This window comes from Glaciimonas sp. GG7 (assembly GCF_052976905.1).
Map to the genome: position 1 here is coordinate 213874 of NZ_JBRIIQ010000001.1, position 20815 is coordinate 234688.

Sequence of the window (20815 nt, forward strand, 5' to 3'; positions counted from 1 at the left end):
CGGTTCCCCATTGCACGACAGTAAATTCAGATTGAGTCAGCCCATGAAGCCCATCGCCACCGTCACCTCTCCGACTGAAACCCGCCTGCGCCAGTTGTTATCGGAGCGCATTCTCATTCTCGATGGCGCAATGGGCACCATGATTCAGCAATACAATTTGAGTGAAGAAGACTATCGGGGCGGTCCAAACGGACGCTTTATCGGCTTTCAGGGGCCGGGGCGGGAATTGTTTGTCAAAGGCAACAACGAACTACTTTCGCTCACGCAACCGCACATCATCAGCGAAGTCCACGAGCAATATCTGGCAGCTGGCGCTGATCTGATCGAAACCAACACCTTTGGTGCTACCACCGTTGCTCAGGACGACTATCACATGGCGCATCTGGCCTATGAGATGAACGTCGCCTCGGCACGCTTGGCACGGGCGGCTTGCGATAAATATTCGACGCCGGACAAGCCGCGTTTTGTGGCCGGTGCACTTGGCCCCACGCCAAAGACTGCCTCGATTTCACCCGACGTGAACGATCCGGCAGCGCGTAACGTGACTTTCGATCAACTCGCCAAAGCGTATCTGGAACAAACTCGCGCTTTGGTCGAAGGCGGCTCCGACGTGTTGCTGGTCGAAACCATTTTCGACACCCTCAATTGCAAGGCCGCGTTGTTTGCGATTGATACTTTTTTTGAAGAATCCGGCCTGCGTTTGCCGATCATGATTTCCGGCACGGTGACTGATGCATCCGGACGGATTTTGTCGGGCCAGACCGTACCTGCTTTCTGGAACTCCATTCGCCACGCCAAGCCGCTGACCGTCGGGCTGAACTGCGCCTTAGGTGCCGCGCTGATGCGGCCTTACGCCGAAGAGTTATCCAAGATCGCCGACACCTTTGTCTGCATTTATCCCAACGCCGGTTTGCCCAATCCGATGAGCGACACCGGCTTTGACGAGACGCCGGACGTCACCTCATCGCTGCTCAAAGATTTTGCCGACAGCGGCTTCGTCAACATCGCTGGCGGCTGCTGCGGGACCACGCCGGATCACATTAAAGCGATTGCCGATACGGTCGCCAATATCGCGCCGCGCCAGGTGCCGCAGACCACGCACGAGTTGCGCTTGTCTGGTCTGGAACCATTTACCATCGACGAGAGTTCGTTGTTCGTCAATGTCGGCGAGCGCACCAACGTCACCGGCTCTAAAGCTTTCGCCCGTCTGATTCTCAACGAACAATACGACGAAGCGTTAGCTGTTGCGCGTCAGCAGGTTGAAAATGGCGCACAGATTATCGACATCAATATGGACGAAGCGATGCTCGATTCGCTGGCCGCCATGACGCGCTTTTTACATCTGATTGCCTCCGAGCCGGACATCGCTCGCGTGCCGATCATGATCGACTCATCTAAATGGTCGGTGATCGAGGCCGGGCTGAAATGCGTGCAAGGCAAAGCCATCGTCAACTCCATTTCGATGAAAGAGGGCGAGGCTGAATTTATTCGTCAGGCCACACTGTGCCGTCGTTATGGCGCGGCGGTCATCGTCATGGCCTTTGATGAAAAAGGGCAGGCCGACACCTATGAGCGCAAGATTGAAATCTGCAAACGCGCCTACGATATTCTGGTTGAGCAAGTGGGTATCTGGCCGGAAGATATTATTTTCGATCCCAATATTTTTGCCATCGCAACCGGGATCGAAGAACACAATAATTACGCCGTAGACTTCATCAACGCCACGCGCTGGATTCATCAAAATCTCCCCTACGCCAAGATCAGCGGGGGCGTCTCTAACGTCAGTTTCAGCTTCCGCGGCAACGATCCGGCGCGTGAAGCTATCCATACCGTATTTTTGTATCACGCCATTAAAGCTGGGATGACCATGGGCATCGTCAACGCCGGGATGGTGGGCGTCTATGACAGTCTGCCTGCTGAATTGCGCGAGCGGGTTGAAGACGTTGTCTTGAATCGGCGCGATGATTCCACCGAACGGATGATTGAAATTGCCTCGACCTTAAAGGCCGGGGCCAAGAAAGAAGAAGAAACCCTGGAGTGGCGCGGCGGCACGGTGCAACAGCGTCTGTCGCACGCCTTGGTGCAGGGGATCACGCAATGGATCGTGGAAGACACCGAAGAAGCGCGTCAGGAATTGCTGGGCAATGGCGGGCGTCCGATTCATGTGATCGAAGGGCCGTTGATGGATGGGATGAACGTGGTCGGCGATTTGTTCGGGCAGGGAAAAATGTTTCTGCCGCAAGTCGTGAAATCGGCGCGCGTGATGAAGCAGGCGGTGGCACATTTGATTCCCTTCATCGAAGAAGAAAAACGCCTCGATGAAGAACGCACCGGTATCGCCGCCAAGCCGAAAGGAAAAATCGTTATCGCCACCGTCAAAGGCGACGTGCACGATATCGGCAAAAACATTGTTTCTGTGGTGCTGCAATGTAATAACTTTGAAGTCGTCAACATGGGCGTGATGGTGCCGTGCTCGGAAATTCTGGCGATGGCAAAAGCGGAGAATGCCGACATTATTGGCCTGAGCGGTTTGATCACGCCATCGTTGGAAGAGATGGCCTACGTCGCCAAAGAAATGCAGCGCGATCCGTATTTTCGCAGCGTCAAAATGCCGCTGCTGATCGGCGGCGCCACCACCAGCCGGGCGCACACCGCCGTCAAGATTGCGCCCAATTATGAAGGCCCGGTGGTCTACGTGCCGGACGCCTCGCGCTCGGTGTCGGTTGCGCAATCGCTGCTCACGCCAGAACAACGTGATCAATACATTGCTGAAATTGCGGTCGATTACGAACGCATTCGGGTCCAGCATGCGAACAAAAAAGCGGTGCCGATGCTCACGCTCAAAGACGCACGTGCTAATCGGATGAAGTTGGATTTCGCGCCCGTCAAACCAAAATTTATCGGTCGCCGTCTGTTTAAAAATGTCGATCTCGGCACGCTGGCGCGCTACATCGATTGGGGGCCGTTTTTCCAGACCTGGGACTTGGCCGGACCATATCCTGCCATCCTCACCGATGAAGTGGTCGGGGACGCGGCAAGTAAAGTATTTGAAGAAGGGCAGGCGCTGCTCAAGAAAGTGATCGACGGTCGCTGGCTCACGGCTAACGGCGTTATTGCGCTGTTACCGGCTAACACTGTCAACGACGATGACATCGAGGTCTATACCGACGACACCCGCACCAAGGTGGCCTTTACCTACTACGGCGCACGTCAGCAAACGGTCAAGCCGATCATCGACGGCGTGGCGCGACCGAACCAATGCTTGTCCGATTTCATCGCCCCGAAATCGTCCGGCATCGCCGATTACATCGGTATGTTTGCGGTCACCTCCGGCATCGGTATTGAGAAATACGAAAAGCGTTTTGAGGACGCGCACGACGATTATTCATCGATCATGCTCAAGTCGTTGGCCGATCGTTTAGCCGAAGCGTTTGCGGAATATTTGCACGAGCGTGTGCGTAAAGATTTGTGGGGTTATGCGCCGGGTGAAACCTTGTCTTGCGAAGACTTGATCAAAGAAACCTACAGCGGAATCCGCCCCGCACCCGGCTATCCGGCCTGCCCGGAACACACGGTCAAGGCCGACATGTTCAAGGTCTTGCAATGCGAAGAAATCGGCATGCTGCTCACCGAATCGTTTGCCATGTTTCCGGGTGCTGCGGTATCGGGGTTTTATATGGCGCATCCGGAATCGAAGTATTTTGTGGTGGGTAAAATCGGCGACGATCAGGTCAACGATATGGCCCAGCGGCGCGGGGTGGCCAAGGATGAAATTGAGCGTTGGATGGCGCCTAATTTGTCGTAACTTTACACATTAGCAATAGGATGCAAAGCGGGCCATTGAAGATGGCCCGCTTCGACGTTTACAGCCCCTATTTTTAGATGAATGTTCTTATCTCAATAAAGATAATTCCAATTGTTTTTAAGGAATTTCTGGCATCGGGAACTTGCTTGTGAGTGATAAGGTCGGATGCGCTTTGACGCCTTGAATAGGGAATCAAAAAATGTGCTCATACCGAATCGACCTCAATAGGACAAGCTAATGGACCGTAATCAGCAAGCAAATCAGCAAGCAAATTCAGCATTCCCTTTATGTCAAATCCAAGGTGCATACGTCATCGGCGAGCAAGCCACGCTGCCGCTGTCGACGACCGCGCAGTCTTATCGTGAAATCGAGATCGAGGCTTTCGATGCCAATACCGTAGAGCAGGCCTGGCACACATTGGTCATGCGTCATCCGATGTTGCGTGCGGTTGCGCTCGCTGATGGCCGTCAGCTTATCCTCGACCAGGTGACGCCATATCAATTGGTCTGCCATGACTTGTATGGCCTCGATGCCGTTGATCGTACGGCACGCTATGAGGTGATCCGCAATGAGGTGATCCGTATGCATTTGCCGCTGGATCAGTGGCCGCAATTTTGTGTGCAATCGAGCCGTAACGGTAACCGGCTCAGACTGCATATCCGCTTTAATCTGTGGATGATAGACGCCGTCAGTATCAATATAGTCTTGTCAGAGTTGCTTGCACTATGCCGTTCTCCCGCGGTTGCTTTGCCAGCCTTACCAGCGACTTTCTGTCAATACGTTGAGGCCACTGTCATTGAGGGTTCACCCGGTCAACTTTATTGGCATGAGCGGGTGCCCATCTTGCCGTTGGGACCAGAGCTGCCGTTGAGTACTACCGATGCATGCGGCAAGCCGGTTTTTGTCCATCTCGCGCATGTGATTGCGGCTGATGAATGGGGCAATTTCAGTGACCATGCGCAGCAACACGGCTTGACGCCTGACACTGCTGTGCTGGCAGTGTATGCGATGGTGCTGGCGCGTTGGAGCAAGCGTGGGCATTTCACCATCACGCTGATGCTCTCGCAGCGCCCTTTTGCGGGCAAGGAAATGGCCGATATCGTGGGCAATTTCGAGACCACGATATTGCTCGAAATTGACACCACAAAGGATCAGTCTTTTGTGGAGTTCGCCAGCACGATTCAACAACAACTATCGGCAGATATCCGACATAGAGATGTTTCTGGTATCGAGGTCGGGCGTGAAGTCAACCGGGTACAAGGCACGCCACTGGGGATGGTGGCGCCGGTGACTTTCTCGGCCATTCAGGGCAAGAGTGAGAGCAGTGAGAGCAGCAACAGTAGCAAGAGCAGCAAGAGCAGCGCCGCCAGAGCGCAAGTGCTCAAGCAAACGTTTCAGCACGCCATACATCTGGAACTGCCGCAGAACTATCTGGATCACCAGATGGTGGAGGAGCCGCAAGGGCATGTCACGCTGCATTGGAATTTTGTGGATGGGCTGTGGCAGGACAACGTTGCCGAGGATATGTTTACGTCCTATACCGCCTGTTTGCATACGCTCGCCGCCGAGATCGGCTTGTGGTCCGAGCATAAGCCGATGCTGCTGCCGGAGTCGCATCGGCAGGTGCTGGCACAGTACAACCAGACCGATGTGGTGAGCCGCGACTGTACGCTCGATCAATTAGTCACCGAACAGATTGCTGCATGTCCGAATCGGATTGCGCTCATCAATGGCATCGCCACACTGACCTACGCCGAGCTGGGGCAGCGTATCAACGACGCGCGCCGCCGTCTGGCACATATTGCTATTACTCCGGGCCGTCTGATCGGCGTGGTGTTCCCCAAGGGCTGGCAACAGATCGTAGCCGTACTCGCTATTAGCCAGTCAGGCGGCGCTTATGTACCGATCGATCCAGACCTGCCGCCATCGCGTCGACGTCAACTCATCGAACAGGCGAATATCTCGGTGGTGCTCACCAGTCGTGCGCTAGCGTCGCAACTGGATTTGCCGCCCGGCGTGGAATCGATTTGCATCGATGGGATCGCGCCGCCTTCCGTGACCACCCTGAGTGGTTCAACGCATACCCCGGACGATATCGCCTACGTTATTTTTACATCCGGCTCGACTGGCGTGCCGAAGGGTGTGGTGATCAATCATCGCGGCGCGGTCAATACGATACTCGATATCAATCGTCGTCTGGGCACGCGTGCCGCCGACAAAGTGCTGGCGCTGTCGTCGCTCAGTTTTGATTTATCGGTATTTGAAATTTTTGGGCTGCTGGGAGCGGGCGGTACGGTGCTGATCCCAACCACTGCGGAGCAGCAAGCGCCGGAGACCTGGGCGCGTCTGATCGCCCAGCATGGCATCAGTATCTGGAATTCAGTCCCCGCCATTTTTCAGTTGCTCACCGATTCTTGTGCCCAGGACAAAGTCACGCTGCCGAGTCTGAAACAGGTTTTGTTGAGCGGCGACTGGATCCCGCGCAATCTACCGGAGCAGGGCCGCGCCATCGCTACCAATGCGCGCATTTTTAGTCTGGGCGGGGCGACTGAGGCGTCGATCTGGTCCGTCATATACGAAACCGGTACCGAGGACGATAGCTGGCGCTCCATTCCTTACGGCCGTCCGCTAGCCAACCAGCAGTTGTATGTGTTCGATCATGATCTGCAACCATGTCCACTATGGAAGAGCGGCGAACTGTATATCGGCGGGCGCGGACTGGCGCTGTCTTATCTGCACGATCCGGTGCGTAGTAGCGAACGTTTCATCACACACCCGCAGACCGGGCAAAAGCTGTATCGCACCGGCGATATGGCCAGAATGCGTCCGGACGGAAATATGGAGTTCCTCGGTCGCGAAGATCACCAAATCAAAATACGCGGCTTCCGTATCGAGCCAGGAGAAATCGAATCTTTTATTCTTCAGCAACCGTCGGTGCTGGCGACCATCGTGAAAGTGGTGGGCACGGACCACGCGAATAAACGGCTGGCCGCCTTCGTTGTTCAGAAGCCCGATGCGGTACTCACGGCGGAGGCGCTCAGGGATACGCTGGGTCACATCCTGCCGCGCTATATGGTGCCCGAATTGATACATATACTGGCGTCACTACCGCTGACATCGAATGGCAAGATCGATCATCAACGGCTCGATGCGTTGTGCGTTCAATCGCTGTGCGTCGAACCCCCGGCGCAAACGCATGCAAGCAAGCCCGATGCCGCACCGGAAGATGATCTTGCGCAGGCACTGCGTCAGATATGGAAAGAGGTGCTAGCGCAGAGTGATATCGATCCTGATCTGAGTTTTTTTGCCTTGGGTGGCACCTCATTCCGGGGGCTGCAACTGGTGGCAAAAGTACGCAAACAGTTCGGCGTGCGGCTAGTGCTGGCCGACATCGGAACCGACCTGTCGCTACGCAGCATGGCGGCCCAATTGCGCCAGCGGTATGCCGGACATCGCGATCAACGCACTTCCGGCAAACTGGCACTGCTGAATTTGCGCCCGGACTTGCGCCCGGATGACGCGGCTGCCAAGACCGGGCCGACACTCTTTTGTATCCATCCGGTCGGCGGTAGCGCGCACTGTTACATGCCACTGGCCGCCCATGTCGCGCCTGTTGCACGCATCTTCGGCGTGCAAGCTGCACGCACCGCGACGACTCGGTCCGGCGTGACGGTGGGTATCGACGATCTTGCCGAGCAATATGTGGCCCTCATCCTTGGTGCCGAGCCTGTTGGTCCTTATTTACTACTGGGCTGGTCGATGGGCGCGGCCATCACCTGGGAAGTCGGGCGGCGCTTGCTCGCCAAAGGGAAAAACGTCATTTTTATGGGGTTGCTAGATCCTTACTGCGCCGCGCACAGCGAGACGCCGATCAAACCCATCACGCACGTTGAGATCCTGTTGTCGTTCTGCGACGATCTGGCAGGTTTGTCCGGTTTAAGCTTCAACAGACCGACTGCTACGCGCATGGAAGCGTTGCGCAATATGGCGCCGGACCTATTATTTACGCAATTGATAAAAGATATGGTGCGGCAAGCGATTTTGCCGCCAACGGCGCCGATGGAAGAATTGCGTGAAGTATTTCAGATTTTTGAGCGCAATACCCAAGCGCTGCTGGCCTATACGCCAGAGGCCATCAACGCCGAGGTAACGGTGTTTTATGCGCAGACCAATCTGTACGCAGCAGAGCGCTATCTGAAGCAATGGCGGCCAGTCGCCTCCAAGCTGCGTGAACATCAAACGGTAGCCGATCACTTCACGATGATGCAAGCACCGGCAATCGTGGAGATTGCCGGTGTGATCAATCGTCAGTTGGCGCGCTATCAGCCGACGGTGTAGGTGACAATGTAATACGACTCAGGATGAGTCGGCATTGCGCATCCTGAGTTGGTCAGACATCAATCGCAGATTGTGACTGCATGCGTTTGCGTAATTCAAATTTCTGAATTTTTCCGGTAGATGTTTTTGGCAGCGGCCCAAAGAAGATTGCTTTGGGCGTCTTGAATCCTGCCAACATTGTTTTACAAAAAGCGATTAACTCTTCCTCACTTACCATTGCGCCTTCTTTGAGTTCAACGAAGGCGCAAGGTGTCTCGCCCCATTTCTTATCTGGCTGTGCGACTACTGCTGCGGCCAATACGGCAGGATGGCGATACAGGGCCTCTTCGACCTCCACGCTGGAAATATTTTCTCCGCCGGAAATGATGATGTCTTTGCTGCGGTCTTTGATCTTGATGTAGCCATCGGCGGTGCAGACACCCAGGTCGCCGGTGTGAAACCAGCCGCCTGCAAATGCCTCTTGCGTGGCTTTTTCGTTTTTAAGATAGCCCTTCATACAAATGTTGCCGCGAAACATGATCTCGCCGATCTCATCGCCATCGGCGACCACCGGTTGCAGCGATATCGGATGCAAAACCGCCACCGCCGATTGCAAGTGATAACGCACGCCTTGATGCGATTTCATGCCAGCGCGCGCGTCGGCGGAGAGATCGTCCCAGCTTGGTTGTTCGGCACACACGGCCGCCGGACCATAGGTCTCGGTCAGCCCATACACATGCACCAGATCGAAACCCATTTCTTCCATCTTAGCGAGGACCGCAGCCGGTGGCGGCGAGCCGGCGACCATACCGCGCACCACGCCCTGTATCCCTTCACGCCACGCCGTTGGCGCATTGGCGAGGGCTGCATGCACAATCGGTGCGGCGCAATAGTGGGTGATGTTTTCGGTGCGGATCAGGTCGAACACCAGCTTGGGCTCAAACTTGCGCAAACAGACATTGACCCCGGCGCGCGCCGCAATCGTCCACGGAAAACACCAGCCATTGCAATGAAACATGGGCAGGGTCCACAGATAGACCGGATGTTTCGGCAAGTCCCATTCAAGAATGTTGGAGACCGCATTTAAGGCCGCGCCGCGATGGTGATACACCACGCCTTTGGGATCGCCCGTGGTGCCGGAGGTGTAATTGAGTGCGATCGCATCCCACTCATCGACCGGCGCTTGCCAGACGAACGCCGCGTCGCCGGTGGCGAGCAAGGCTTCATAGTCGGTCGCACCAAAGGCTGCAACCTCAGGGCCGAGCACGTCATGCACAGCGATGACGACCAGGTCAGGGATCTCTTGCGCAAGTTGTGCGGCCAGCTCGGCAAACTCAGTATCGACGATCAATACCTTAGCTTCACCGTGACGCAGCATGAACGCCAAAGAAGTGACATCGAGTCGGATATTCAAGGCGTTGAGCACCGCGCCCGTCATTGGCACACCAAAGTGCACTTCGACCATCGCCGGTGTATTGGGCAGCATGACGGCAACGGTGTCGCCTTTTTTGACGCCGAGTTGCTGCAAGGCACTGGCTAGTTGTCTGGTGCGCGCATAGGTCTGACGCCAGTTTTGACGCAATGGGCCATGCACGATGGCCAGCCGGTCGCCATATACTTCGGCGGCACGGGCGATGTAATCGATGGGGGTGAGGGCGACAAAATTGGCCGGATTTTTATCCAGCCCGGTGTTGAAATCGACTGTCATATTTGTCTCCTGAGGATACTGAGGCCACTATTGCTGTGGTTGAAGTCCTTCAGGCTATCACTTGCTGGCAAATTGGATGGTAATGGAGGAGGGTATTTCTAAAAAATACTTAACACAGACCACACTATTGCCCCCGGGAATGGCAGTTGACCGGCACGTGTGTGTGTTTTGGCAGCTTTCTGGCCAAGCATAATAAAAAGGGGGGTCTGTTCTTTACCAGAACAGACCCCCCTTTTTATTATGCGGACATTTACGCGCAGATTTTACGCAGAAAAATGCACATCAAAGGCCTGATAAAACGCCGCGCCGGTATCGGCAACTATCCATGCCAGAAGGATGACGTGATGTCCTTTCTTTCCTTGCGGAAGAACAACATTATGTTCACTTTTCGGCACCATTTTTTCCTTGTGTTGGTAATACGGAACCTCTGTATAAAAATCTTCTGAAAAGGGTGTGGTTTCAAGTTGTGCACGCGTAATACGCTGCTGTGGGTCCCACTGATCTTTCGTGATAAACCAACGATAACCACGGGTAATGTGTTTCGCGGTATAAGCCCATTGCACGTTGAATATTTGCCCTGCATGAACGTTTATTTGCGGCCAGGTAAATGCCGCGTCGGGCTTTCCCAATGCTTTTAGTTTGTCTCGCATTTCCTGATCGGTAAAGTTGACGCATGCGCGTGCATCATCTTTTCCGCCACTCAGAATAGTGCCATCGGCAGGCGGTGCATTGCTGGCACTATCGGTTTCGTAAGGGACGGGAAAGGGGCCACTCATCAACGCTGGAAAATTTTTCCCGCCTTCCATCTCATTATTTTGCCAATCACCGATTAACCCAAGTTTGGTCGCTACCAGACTGCGTGTTTCAGGTGTAGTGATGCGGCCATGCCGCATTTTAATTTCATCCATGATGTTGACTCCCGGTTGGTCGAAGGTGTCCAGTCGTGATTGCGCAGAACACACTGGCACCAGTCTTATAACAACATGGCATCGATCATCGGGGAACTGTCAATGTTGACAGTTCCAGCTTGCAGAGTATGCCGTTGTGACCCTCCCGAAAAACACTAACATTCAATCCAGCATGCATACGTTGAATACCCATTAATCATCATCGGTGGCCCTGCTCTCTGGACCCGAATTGCTGCTTTTCGCATCAAGCGTTCCATTGCCGTCGTCGATACTGTAATGAGTTTTTTTGCGCCTTGCGCATTGGCGTAACAAATCGATTCTTGCAGCAACCTTGTCGTTACCGGTGCAAGCACTGCGCCGGCAACTGACACGGTGCGGTGATGAAAATCCAGTGCGGCAAAGCGTGATAACTCCCACACGTCGGCGCTCTCAGGTGGGGGTAAGCCATGCAGAAGTTGGGGAAATACTTCGCCCAAGAGATAGGGACGATTGGTGGGGAGCAGGCGCGCGCAACCGTTTACATTTCCTTGATGGTCTTGCGCGATGACATAGACGGTATCGCTACGATCAAACTGGTCTAACTCGGCACCATTTTCTGTATTGAGTTTCCAGCCTAGTGTATCGATAAACACTTTGTGGCGATAACGCAATAGTTTGGAAAGCAGCTCCTTGGGTAAACAATCCATAGCACCAGATGTAATGCTCATAGCGCACTTTCTAAAAATGTATGCAGGCCCCAATCCTTAGCAGTATTTTTTTGGGCTGTAAACTTTGACAGTTACTCTTCATGTTGAAATGAGCAAATATTGTAAGTATGCGTTCTCAACTGCCAGTCAAAAAGAATCAAGTTTGATAAATATGAAGAGCCTTCCAAGAAATTTTTTAAACTGATGTGATGTACTCGGCAATACAACATTCATCGTCAAGATTGACATGTGCAATATCGGTTTTTAAATACAAAAATTGAGATCTGTTATGGTGTGAGCAGAATTGTCTATAGCTTCTATAAGAATTTTCTTATGGAAACGACATCTTGGGATGCGCAATGCTTAGTTGGCAAGAAAAGCAGACGGAGGCTTTATTTAGCGTAAAGAATGACGCGACATTCTTCGTAGCGTTGTTATCTGCAGCCAAAGATCTTGGGTTCGATTATTGCGCTTATGGCATGCGTATGCCTTTACCGATATCGCAGCCGAAATTAATCAGGTTCAATAATTATTCGTCCTCATGGCAACAACGTTATGAGGAGGCGAATTATCTGGAGGTTGATCCGACCGTCGTCCACGCAGCGCAATCAACGATCCCCATATTGTGGTCCGACACCATCGTTGCCGCCTCCCGGCCATTCTGGGAGGACGCGCAAGGCCATGGATTGAAGGTGGGATGTGCTCAGTCATTTCACGATGGCAGAGGTAACGTGGGATTACTCAGTCTCTCCCGCTCTGAGGATCACCTTACGATAAAAGAGCTGGGCGACATTTCCTTAAAAATATCCTGGCTGGCGCAGATTGCGCATCAGGCGCTTTCCCGCCTTTTAGTGGAAAAGCTCACGCCGGAGGCGGCAGCTAATTTAACCGCGCGCGAAGTCGAAGTGCTGCGCTGGACTGCCGATGGTAAGACGTCAAGCGAGGTTGGCGAGATCATCGGTATTTCCGAGCGGACCGTGAATTTTCATGTCAACAACACCTTGCTGAAACTCGGTGTCACCAACAAAACGGCAGTAGCCGTTAAGGCCGCAGTGTTGGGTCTGTTGTAGGTAGAGAATGACACCTTACTTAGCGCCCAAGCCGATAAACCTGAAAAGAAATACGGCTGCAATGATCCAGACAACGATGTTGACTTCTCTCAATCGACCGGTGAGCAGCTTCAACGCCGCATACGAAATAAAGCCGAAAGCAATCCCGTTAGCGATCGAATAGGTAAACGGCATCATCACGATCGTGATCACGCCGGGGACGCTTTCGGTACTGTCATCCCAATCCAGATGTGTGATTTCGCGCAACATCAGACAGGCGACATAAAACAACGCCGGTGCCGTAGCATACCCAGGGACTTCACTGGCTAATGGAGAGATAAACAAACACGCCAAAAACAGCACAGCAACCGCCAGCGCGGTCAATCCGGTGCGGCCACCGGCCTGGACTCCGGAGGCGCTTTCGACGTAAGCGGTGGTGCTGGTAGTGCCCAGCAACGTGCCGACAACAATGGCGGTACTGTCGGCTAACAAGGCGCGGTTGAGGCGTTCCATTTTGCCGTTTTTGACCAATCCGGCGCGCGTGGCAACGCCCATCATGGTGCCGGTTGCATCAAATAATTCCACCAAAAAAAACACCAGCACAATGTTCATCGCGCCCATCGACAGCGCACCCATGATGTCGAGTTTGAACAAGGTTGGCACAACAGATGGCGGCATCGAAAAGACGCCTTTGTAGGTATTTTCACCAAGCAAAAAACTCAGCAGCGTCACCGCCACAATACCGATCAGTATCGCGCCTTTGATCTTGAATCGGTCCAGCGTGACGATCAGCAAAAATCCTACGATCGCCAGAATGACCGATATTTTATGCAGATCGCCCAATGTGATGAACGTCGCCGGGTTTGCGACGACGATACCGGCGGTTTTCAGTGAAATCATCCCCAGAAACAGGCCGATACCGGCAGTGATGGCGATACGGATGGAAGCCGGAATGCCATTGACAATGATCTCCCGCACGCCGATCAGACTAATGATGACAAACAAGCAGCCGGAAATAAATACCGCCCCCAGCGCCACCTCCCAAGGCATGCCCATGCCCTTGACCACGGTATAGGCAAAGTAAGCATTGAGACCCATGCCGGGTGCCAGCGCAATCGGATAGTTTGCATAGCAAGCCATGATCAGCGTGCCGAGGGCGGCGGCGATGCAGGTCGCCACGAATACCGCGCCCTTGGGCATGCCAGCGTCGCTCAGAATCGCCGGATTGACAAAAATGATGTAGGCCATCGTCAGGAAAGTGGTCAATCCGGCGACGAGCTCGGTACGCACATCGGTACCGTTAGCGTTAAGTTTGAAGAATTTTTCGAGTAACTGCATGGTGTTCTCCTCGGCTTCAGAAGACGGCAGCGGCAAGTGACGGAATGCGTCGAAATACGCCCGGCGTGTCTTTTTTGTTTTTATGGTGCTATAGCAGGCGCATATAAAGATGTCTAACCGTCATTATCAAGGCAGTCCATATAAAACTCAAATGCTGCCGCTGGAGGAGACATACTTCGAAAATTGCGGAACAGCAAACGGCCTGCTTCTGCGATCGTTTTCTGGTCTTGGGCCTGTGCTTGGGCCGAAGCACTGGCCGTGGCGATGGCGATGGCATCTTCTACCGTTTTCCCTTGGTCACGCGCCTCGGCAATTGCCTGTGCCATAGCGCCTACGCGACGGCAACTTACCTCTTTGACCTCATCGGCTGTTGCAGTGCCGACCATGCCTATGCCGGTCGTAAGCAATAAAAAAAGGCAGTAACACCGCCATTGCGGTGTTACTGCCTTGTCTGAAGATTGCAGCTTCATCGATTTCTTTATGGACTTTTTACGCTGATGACAATGCCACTAAAATAAGCAGCCAATGCACCGATGTCGGCATCCGATAGATTTTTAGCCATGATCGTCATGACTTCATGCTGACGTGCGCCGGACCGATAATCGTTGAGCGCCTTCACAAGATACATCTCGTTCTGACCGGCAAGATTAGGCGCGTCCAACATCTTGGACAACCCATCGCTGCCATGACAGGCAAAGCATTGCCCGGCTTTCGCCGGCGCGTTGTTGGCTGCCAGCACCGGGCCGGCAACTACGCCAACCAGTGCTGCAATGCTCATACACCAGAACACATTACTGCGCCGCATACGAGACACGATAAATGGCCCCGGCATAGTCATCCGACACCAGCAACGAACCATCCGGCAAGGTGGCGATATCGACCGGGCGACCTGTGTACTCATGATTGGCCGTCAACCAACCATCAGCAAACACTTCCGTCTTGTCAGCATTGCCGTCAGCTTTGAGGGACGTAAACATCACCCGTGCACCGACTGGCGTAGTGCGGTTCCAGGAACCATGCTGGGCACTGAAAATGCCGCCTTGGTATTTTGCCGGGAACATCTTGCCGGAATAGAAGCTCATGCCCAGATCGGCAGCATGCGCGGCCATTTCGACCTGCGGGAACACCACGTCTTTAGGCGGTGTCTCGTCTTTGTATTCCACGGTACGGACTTTGCCGCCGCCGTACCAAGGGAAGCCGAAGTTCTGGCCCATCTTGGTCACGCGATTGAGTTCGCCCGGTGGCGTATCGTCACCCATGCCGTCAACCTGGTTATCGGTAAACCACAGGGTTTTATCCTTGGGATTGAAATCCATGCCGACCGAATTGCGCACGCCATGGGCATAGACTTCGCGATTTTTACCGTCGCGATCCAGGCGGATGATGCCCATCATGCCGACTTTGTTATACAGCGCAGTTCTTTCTTTGGCCGGGACATTGAAGGGATTGCCGAGGGTAATGTAGAGCTTGTTATCCGGTCCGATACGGCAGGTACGCGCACCATGATTAAAACTCTCTTCTTCCACCGGAATCAGTTCGCCTTGCGGCACGACAACGCCAGCGGCAACGTCAGGGCCTTCATAGAAAAATTCGGCTGCAGGATAGCTCAGCACACGGTTTTGCTCAATCACATACAGGATTCCATCGGGCGAAAAGCAGACGCCGTTAGGGACTTTTTGTGCGATAGACGGCGCAAACACCGACACTTCATCGGCAACCCGGGTTTTGGTGCGGTCCGTGACGGCCCAGACCCGCGTTTTGCGTGTACCGACAAAGACGATGCCGGTCGATGGTCCGACCGCCATATGGCGCGCGTCTGGGACGAGTGCATACAGATCGATCTTAAAGCCGGGCGGCAGTTTGATGGTTTTCAGATTGGCTTTGATTGCGTCGGCCTTAGCGCCCGTCTGCGGGACGGTTTCCAGATTGAGTGAGGCGCCGGTGGTTTGAAAATTCTCCAGCCGTTTCATGTTGTCTTGCGCTGATGCTGTCAACGGGCAAGCAATAGAAGCGACTGCGAGCGCCATCAAAGTTAATGTGGTTCGATTTTTCAGTTTCATTGTGTGCTATCTCCGTTATTTTTAATTGATTTTTACAGACAAATAGTTATCGTTAATACAATCTCCCTGTTGCAACACACGTGTTTTTTGTGTTTTTGAGGTACTGAAAAACACCATCTTAGTGTCGCGCAAACAATATATCACGCAATATCATAGCTATTGATTATTCTGATTACGCATAAAAATAAAGGAGGGTCTGAAATTTGCTTTCTCTTTTATCTACGTATCCAAATGGATGTCGAAAAAGTAATAATTCAATCAAACGCCGTGGCGTTATTTCATTCCACACATAGTCAACATTCACCTGATAGTGCGGCGCACGGTAGCGTCACTGCTAATCTGTGACTATAAATAAATCATATTGGAGACTTTCGTGTCTACTGCCACCCAAGCTTGCAGCCCCATCCGTTTTTTCTATCGCGGCGAAGTCCATACCGTGGACGCTGCGGCGCCAACCCGCACCATTCTTCAGCATCTGCGTGAGGACTTGCATTGCACCGGCACCAAAGAGGGCTGTGCAGAGGGTGATTGCGGTGCATGCACCGTCGTCATTGGTGAAATGGGCGCTGATGGCGTACAGATGAAATCGGTCAATTCCTGTATCCAGTTTCTGCCCACGCTTGATGGCAAGGCACTGTTTACGGTCGAGGACGTCAAACAACCCGACGGCACGATGCATCCCGTGCAACAAGCCATGGTCGAATGTCACGGCTCGCAATGCGGGTTTTGTACGCCGGGGTTTGTGATGTCGCTGTGGGATTTATATCTGAAAAACGACGGCGCGCAGTGTGGGACGGCATCCGCGCCAACGCCAGCATGGCAACCGTTGCAGCGCAAAGAGATCGATCTGGCCTTGTCCGGTAATCTATGTCGTTGCACCGGCTATCGTCCGATTATCGATGCGGCGCACCGCATGGGCGAATTGCCGCCGGTCAGTTTCGACCGCGCAGCCGTGCAAAAAGCCCTCCAGGGCCTGCAACGCGACGAGATGTTTACCTACACGCATGCTGGTCAACATTTCTACGCCCCCCGCACACTCGCCCAACTGACCGCCATCCGCGCCAGCCTTCCAACGGCGCGCATGCTGGCCGGATCGACCGACGTTGGCTTATGGGTGACCAAGCAAATGCGCGATCTGGGCGACATCATTTATCTGGGGCAAGTCAGTGAACTGACCAACATCGTCACCAACAACGACCAGCTGGAGATCGGTGCGGGCGTGACCCTCAACGACGCCTACGCTGCGCTCTCTGAACACTATCCGGAATTGCGCGAAATGTGGCAACGCTTTGCGTCCTTGCCGATCCGCAACGCCGGCACGCTCGGCGGCAACGTCGCCAACGGCTCGCCGATTGGGGATTCGCCACCGTGGCTGATCGCCTTGAATGCGCAAGTAGTGTTGCGCGGCCCGGCCGGTCAACGCGTGATGCCGCTGGAGTCGCTGTATCTGGATTACATGAAAAAAGACATGCAGCCCGATGAATTTGTCGAGTCCGTGCGCGTGCCTTTGCCACGCGTAGGTATGCAGTTCCGTACCTACAAATTGGCCAAGCGTTTCGATCAGGATATTTCGGCAGTTTGCGCCGCGTTTTCAGTGGTGATGGACGGCCCCGTGATCGGTGCTATTCGGATCGCTTTCGGCGGTATGGCCGCCACGCCAAAACGCGCCGCCAAGGCCGAAGCTGCGCTCCTGGGACAGCCGTGGGACGAGGTCCGCTTGCAAGCAGCGATGCGCTTGCTGGCAGAGGATTTTTCGCCCCTGTCCGACATGCGCGCGTCCAGCGCCTATCGCATGCAAACGGCGCAAAATTTACTCCGTCGCTTCTGGCTCGAAACCCGCCTTGACGCCCCGTTGCGCACCGATCAAGTCAATGCCTTTGCCTGCGCTTAAGGAACAGAAATGAATACCCAAACCGACGCTTTTCTGAAACAAGACGCTGCTGATGCTGTTGGTCGCGCTGCCTGGGCCGAAGTCGGCCAATCGCATCCGCACGAGTCCGCCATCCTGCACGTGCTGGGTGAGGCCACCTACACCGACGACATCCCCGAAGTTCAAGGCACGCTGCACGCCGCGCTCGGTTTGTCGCAAAAGGCCCATGCCAATATTCGCGCCATCAATCTCGATGCCGTGCGCAGTGCCACCGGCGTGGTTGCCGTCCTTGTCGCCAGCGACATTCCCGGCGTCAACGATTGCGGCCCCATCATTCATGACGACCCGATTCTGGCCGATGGCCTGGTCCAATACGTCGGCCAGCCGATCTTCGTCGTCATCGCCGACAGTCACGACAACGCCCGCCGCGCGGTGCGCAAAGTGGTGGTGGATTACGACGAATTGCCAGCGATTCTGACCCCGCAAGCAGCGCACGCAGCGCAGTCTTATGTATTGCCGCCCATGCATTTGGCACGCGGCGATTTTCAGCAAGCGTTTGCCAAGGCCCCCCATACACTGAGCGGCGAATTACTGGTCGGCGGGCAAGAACAGTTTTATCTGGAAGGTCAGATTTCTTACGCGATTCCTAAAGAAGGCAACGGCATGCTGGTGCTGTGTTCGACCCAGCATCCGTCCGAGATGCAACACGTCGTCGCGCACGCTTTAGGTTTGCACGCCCACAATATCGTCGTCGAATGTCGGCGTATGGGCGGCGGCTTTGGCGGCAAAGAATCGCAATCAGCCTTGTGGGCCGCAGTGGCCGCGATTGCGGCGCAAAAGCTCAAGCGCCCGGTCAAGCTACGTGCCGACCGTGACGACGACATGATGGTCACCGGCAAGCGTCATTGCTTTCATTACGACTACGAAGTCGGCTATGACGATACCGGGCGGATTGTCGGCGCACGCGTCGAAATGGTCAGCCGCGCCGGTTATTCGGCCGACTTATCGGCCCCCGTGGCGACCCGCGCCGTCTGCCATTTCGACAACGCGTATTACTTATCCGACGTCGATATCCGCGCCATGTGCGGCAAAACCAATACCCAGTCGAACACCGCCTTCCGTGGCTTTGGTGGCCCGCAAGGCGCGATTGCGATTGAGTATATTCTCGACGAGATCGCCCGCAATCTGGATCGGGACGCGCTCGATATTCGCAAGATTAACTTTTACGGACGCAACGATGCCGAAGGCCGCAACTTCACGCAATACGGCCAGAAAGTAGTCGACAACGTGATCCACGAACTGGTCGATGCGTTAGAAGCCAGCAGCGATTACCGTCAACGCCGCGCGGCCATCGCCGCCTTCAACGCCAGCAGCCCGGTGCTCAAAAAAGGTCTGGCATTGACGCCGCTTAAATTCGGCATCGCCTTCAATGTCACGCACTTAAATCAAGCCGGTGCCTTGGTCCACGTCTACACCGACGGTTCCGTGCTGGTCAATCACGGCGGCACCGAAATGGGGCAGGGCGTCAATACCAAAGTCGCGCAGGTTGTCGCCCATGCGTTAGGCATACCGCTGGCACTGGTGCGTGTCACCGCCACCGACACCAGCAAGGTCGCCAATACATCGGCGACCGCCGCCTCCACGGGCGCGGACTTGAACGGTAAAGCCGCACAAAATGCGGCCCATACAATCCGCGAACGCTTGGCCGCCTTTTTTGCGCAGATGCACGATGGCGATATCACCGATGTGACGTTTGCCGCCGGTGTGATCCAGATGGGCGCGCATCACATCACCTTTGCCGATCTGGTTCAAAAGGCCTACATGGCGCGGGTGCAATTATGGTCCGATGGCTTCTACGCCACGCCCGGTTTGTACTGGGATTCCAAAACCATGACCGGCCATCCGTTCTCTTATTTTGCCTATGGCGCATCGGTCTCCGAAGTGGTGGTCGATACCCTGACCGGCGAATGGCGCTTGCTGCGTGCCGACGCGCTGTACGACGCCGGTGCATCGCTCAATCCCGCCATCGATTTAGGCCAGGTGGAGGGTGCGTTTATTCAAGGCATGGGCTGGCTGACGACGGAAGAATTGTGGTGGAACAAAGACGGCAAATTGATGACCCACGCACCGTCTACCTACAAAATTCCGGCGGTGTCGGATTGTCCGCAAGACTTCCGCGTTAAGTTGTTTAAGAACAGCAACGTCGAAGACAGCATTCACCGCTCCAAAGCCGTGGGCGAGCCGCCGTTGTTGTTGCCGTTCTCGGTATTTTTTGCCATCCGTGACGCCGTCGCCAGTGTCGCTGGTCACCGCTACAACCCGCCGCTAAACGCCCCGGCGACGAGTGAAGCGATTTTGAATGCGATCACGGCCGTTGAAACGCTGGCCGCTGCTGTCCAAAGGTAAACATCATGACCACCTGGCTCACCGCACTGACCACGTTGATGAAGCAGCCGACCCCGGCCAGCCCGGCGATTCTGATCACCGTCGCGCAGGTTGAGGGCTCTGGCCCGCGTGAGCCGGGCGCGAAGATGATCGTCACGTCGCTGGCGCAATTCGACACCATCGGCGGCGGCCATTTGGAGTTACGCGCCATCGATATCGCCCGTCAAATGCTGCGCGAAAAATTGACACTATCGAGCGAGCGACGCTTAGAACGCTTTCCCTTAGGCCCATCGCTAGGTCAATGCTGTGGCGGCGTAGTGCACTTAGCGTTTGAGCGCGTCGATGCCAACGCTGCCGAGTATTTCAACTATCTGCAATTGCGTCTGAGTCGTGCCCAAGACAGTTGGCGCTTAGTCGCCCTTGATAGCGATATCGCCACCAGTCTGTGCGACGCCGAAGGCCAGCGTATGCATGGGCCGGGCATGCTGCCGACCTTACCCGCATTAAAGGATGGCGCAATGATCTTGCGCGACGCGGCAGGCCAGCGTTGGCTGCTCGATGGCTGTCTGGCACCGCGTCCGCAATTATTTTTATTCGGCGCAGGCCATGTGGGTGCCGCGATCGTCAGAGCGTTAGCATCGATTCGTGCTTGTCCGTGGTACTCGGCATAGAACTACTGAGTCGGAGAC

General features: G+C 54.6%; 13 protein-coding genes. 6 read left to right on the top strand and 7 right to left on the bottom strand.

Going from position 1 to position 20815, the window contains the following annotated elements; all coding sequences use genetic code 11:
• The first annotated feature begins 43 nt into the window (after nt 1-43).
• The gene (gene metH, locus ACVBEF_RS00975; protein WP_447122070.1) at nt 44-3805 is read left to right on the top strand and encodes a methionine synthase; all 3762 of its coding nucleotides are present in this window, start codon (nt 44-46) and stop codon (nt 3803-3805) included.
• 237 nt (nt 3806-4042) lie between these two features.
• Nucleotides 4043-8143, top strand: coding sequence for a non-ribosomal peptide synthetase (locus ACVBEF_RS00980; protein WP_447122071.1), 4101 nt, complete (start codon nt 4043-4045; stop codon nt 8141-8143).
• A 52-nt stretch (nt 8144-8195) separates the two neighbouring features.
• Here ACVBEF_RS00980 and ACVBEF_RS00985 read toward each other — a convergent pair whose 3' ends face one another.
• The 3 genes from ACVBEF_RS00985 to ACVBEF_RS00995 all read right to left on the bottom strand — a co-directional run bounded on the left by ACVBEF_RS00985 (nt 8196) and on the right by ACVBEF_RS00995 (nt 11445).
• Entirely contained in the window at nt 8196-9830 is a 1635-nt protein-coding gene (locus ACVBEF_RS00985) for an acyl-CoA synthetase (protein ID WP_447122072.1), read from the bottom strand.
• Between the two features lie 263 nt (nt 9831-10093).
• Nucleotides 10094-10738 (bottom strand): lytic polysaccharide monooxygenase auxiliary activity family 9 protein, encoded by a 645-nt coding sequence (locus ACVBEF_RS00990; protein WP_447122073.1) that lies wholly within the window; start codon nt 10736-10738, stop codon nt 10094-10096.
• A gap of 155 nt (nt 10739-10893) precedes the next feature.
• Entirely contained in the window at nt 10894-11445 is a 552-nt protein-coding gene (locus tag ACVBEF_RS00995; protein ID WP_447122074.1) for an acyl-homoserine-lactone synthase, read from the bottom strand.
• A gap of 338 nt (nt 11446-11783) precedes the next feature.
• On the opposite strand from ACVBEF_RS00995, the gene ACVBEF_RS01000 reads away from it, so the two are divergent.
• Nucleotides 11784-12494: an autoinducer binding domain-containing protein gene (locus tag ACVBEF_RS01000; protein ID WP_447122075.1), complete on the top strand. Its 711-nt coding sequence runs from the start codon at nt 11784-11786 to the stop codon at nt 12492-12494.
• A 15-nt stretch (nt 12495-12509) separates the two neighbouring features.
• Here ACVBEF_RS01000 and ACVBEF_RS01005 read toward each other — a convergent pair whose 3' ends face one another.
• The 4 genes from ACVBEF_RS01005 to ACVBEF_RS01020 all read right to left on the bottom strand — a co-directional run bounded on the left by ACVBEF_RS01005 (nt 12510) and on the right by ACVBEF_RS01020 (nt 15838).
• A complete protein-coding gene (locus ACVBEF_RS01005) occupies nt 12510-13811 on the bottom strand; it encodes an NCS2 family permease (RefSeq protein WP_447122076.1) in 1302 nt (433 codons plus the stop codon).
• 113 nt (nt 13812-13924) lie between these two features.
• Nucleotides 13925-14281 (bottom strand): hypothetical protein, encoded by a 357-nt coding sequence (locus tag ACVBEF_RS01010; RefSeq protein WP_447122077.1) that lies wholly within the window; start codon nt 14279-14281, stop codon nt 13925-13927.
• A gap of 8 nt (nt 14282-14289) precedes the next feature.
• Complete coding sequence (locus ACVBEF_RS01015; RefSeq protein WP_447122078.1) at nt 14290-14589, bottom strand: c-type cytochrome; 300 nt, start codon at nt 14587-14589, stop codon at nt 14290-14292.
• A gap of 13 nt (nt 14590-14602) precedes the next feature.
• The gene (locus tag ACVBEF_RS01020; protein WP_447122093.1) at nt 14603-15838 is read right to left on the bottom strand and encodes a PQQ-dependent sugar dehydrogenase; all 1236 of its coding nucleotides are present in this window, start codon (nt 15836-15838) and stop codon (nt 14603-14605) included.
• Nucleotides 15839-16244: 406 nt separating this feature from the next.
• Between ACVBEF_RS01020 and xdhA the strand changes: the two genes are divergently transcribed.
• Genes xdhA through ACVBEF_RS01035 form a run of 3 tightly spaced genes read left to right on the top strand, consistent with a single transcriptional unit; the run spans nt 16245 to nt 20797 of the window.
• Nucleotides 16245-17762 carry a xanthine dehydrogenase small subunit gene (xdhA, locus tag ACVBEF_RS01025; RefSeq protein ID WP_447122079.1) on the top strand — a complete coding sequence of 506 codons (1518 nt, stop codon included), beginning with the start codon at nt 16245-16247 and terminating at the stop codon, nt 17760-17762.
• A gap of 9 nt (nt 17763-17771) precedes the next feature.
• Nucleotides 17772-20147 (top strand): xanthine dehydrogenase molybdopterin binding subunit, encoded by a 2376-nt coding sequence (xdhB, locus tag ACVBEF_RS01030; RefSeq protein ID WP_447122080.1) that lies wholly within the window; start codon nt 17772-17774, stop codon nt 20145-20147.
• Nucleotides 20148-20152: 5 nt separating this feature from the next.
• Complete coding sequence (locus ACVBEF_RS01035) at nt 20153-20797, top strand: XdhC family protein (protein WP_447122081.1); 645 nt, start codon at nt 20153-20155, stop codon at nt 20795-20797.
• The last annotated feature ends 18 nt before the right edge of the window (nt 20798-20815 follow it).

Excerpts from the sequence above, each read along its gene's own strand:
- metH (WP_447122070.1), top strand. The coding sequence starts at position 44 with ATGAAGCCCATCGCCACCGTCACCTCTCCGACTGAAACCCGCCTGCGC.
- ACVBEF_RS00990 (WP_447122073.1), bottom strand. The coding sequence starts at position 10,738 with ATGGATGAAATTAAAATGCGGCATGGCCGCATCACTACACCTGAAACA.
- ACVBEF_RS00980 (WP_447122071.1), top strand. The coding sequence starts at position 4,043 with ATGGACCGTAATCAGCAAGCAAATCAGCAAGCAAATTCAGCATTCCCT.
- xdhB (WP_447122080.1), top strand. The coding sequence starts at position 17,772 with ATGAATACCCAAACCGACGCTTTTCTGAAACAAGACGCTGCTGATGCT.
- ACVBEF_RS01015 (WP_447122078.1), bottom strand. The coding sequence starts at position 14,589 with ATGAGCATTGCAGCACTGGTTGGCGTAGTTGCCGGCCCGGTGCTGGCA.
- ACVBEF_RS01010 (WP_447122077.1), bottom strand. The coding sequence starts at position 14,281 with ATGAAGCTGCAATCTTCAGACAAGGCAGTAACACCGCAATGGCGGTGT.
- ACVBEF_RS01005 (WP_447122076.1), bottom strand. The coding sequence starts at position 13,811 with ATGCAGTTACTCGAAAAATTCTTCAAACTTAACGCTAACGGTACCGAT.
- ACVBEF_RS00985 (WP_447122072.1), bottom strand. The coding sequence starts at position 9,830 with ATGACAGTCGATTTCAACACCGGGCTGGATAAAAATCCGGCCAATTTT.
- ACVBEF_RS01020 (WP_447122093.1), bottom strand. The coding sequence starts at position 15,838 with ATGGCGCTCGCAGTCGCTTCTATTGCTTGCCCGTTGACAGCATCAGCG.
- ACVBEF_RS01035 (WP_447122081.1), top strand. The coding sequence starts at position 20,153 with ATGACCACCTGGCTCACCGCACTGACCACGTTGATGAAGCAGCCGACC.
- ACVBEF_RS01000 (WP_447122075.1), top strand. The coding sequence starts at position 11,784 with ATGCTTAGTTGGCAAGAAAAGCAGACGGAGGCTTTATTTAGCGTAAAG.
- ACVBEF_RS00995 (WP_447122074.1), bottom strand. The coding sequence starts at position 11,445 with ATGAGCATTACATCTGGTGCTATGGATTGTTTACCCAAGGAGCTGCTT.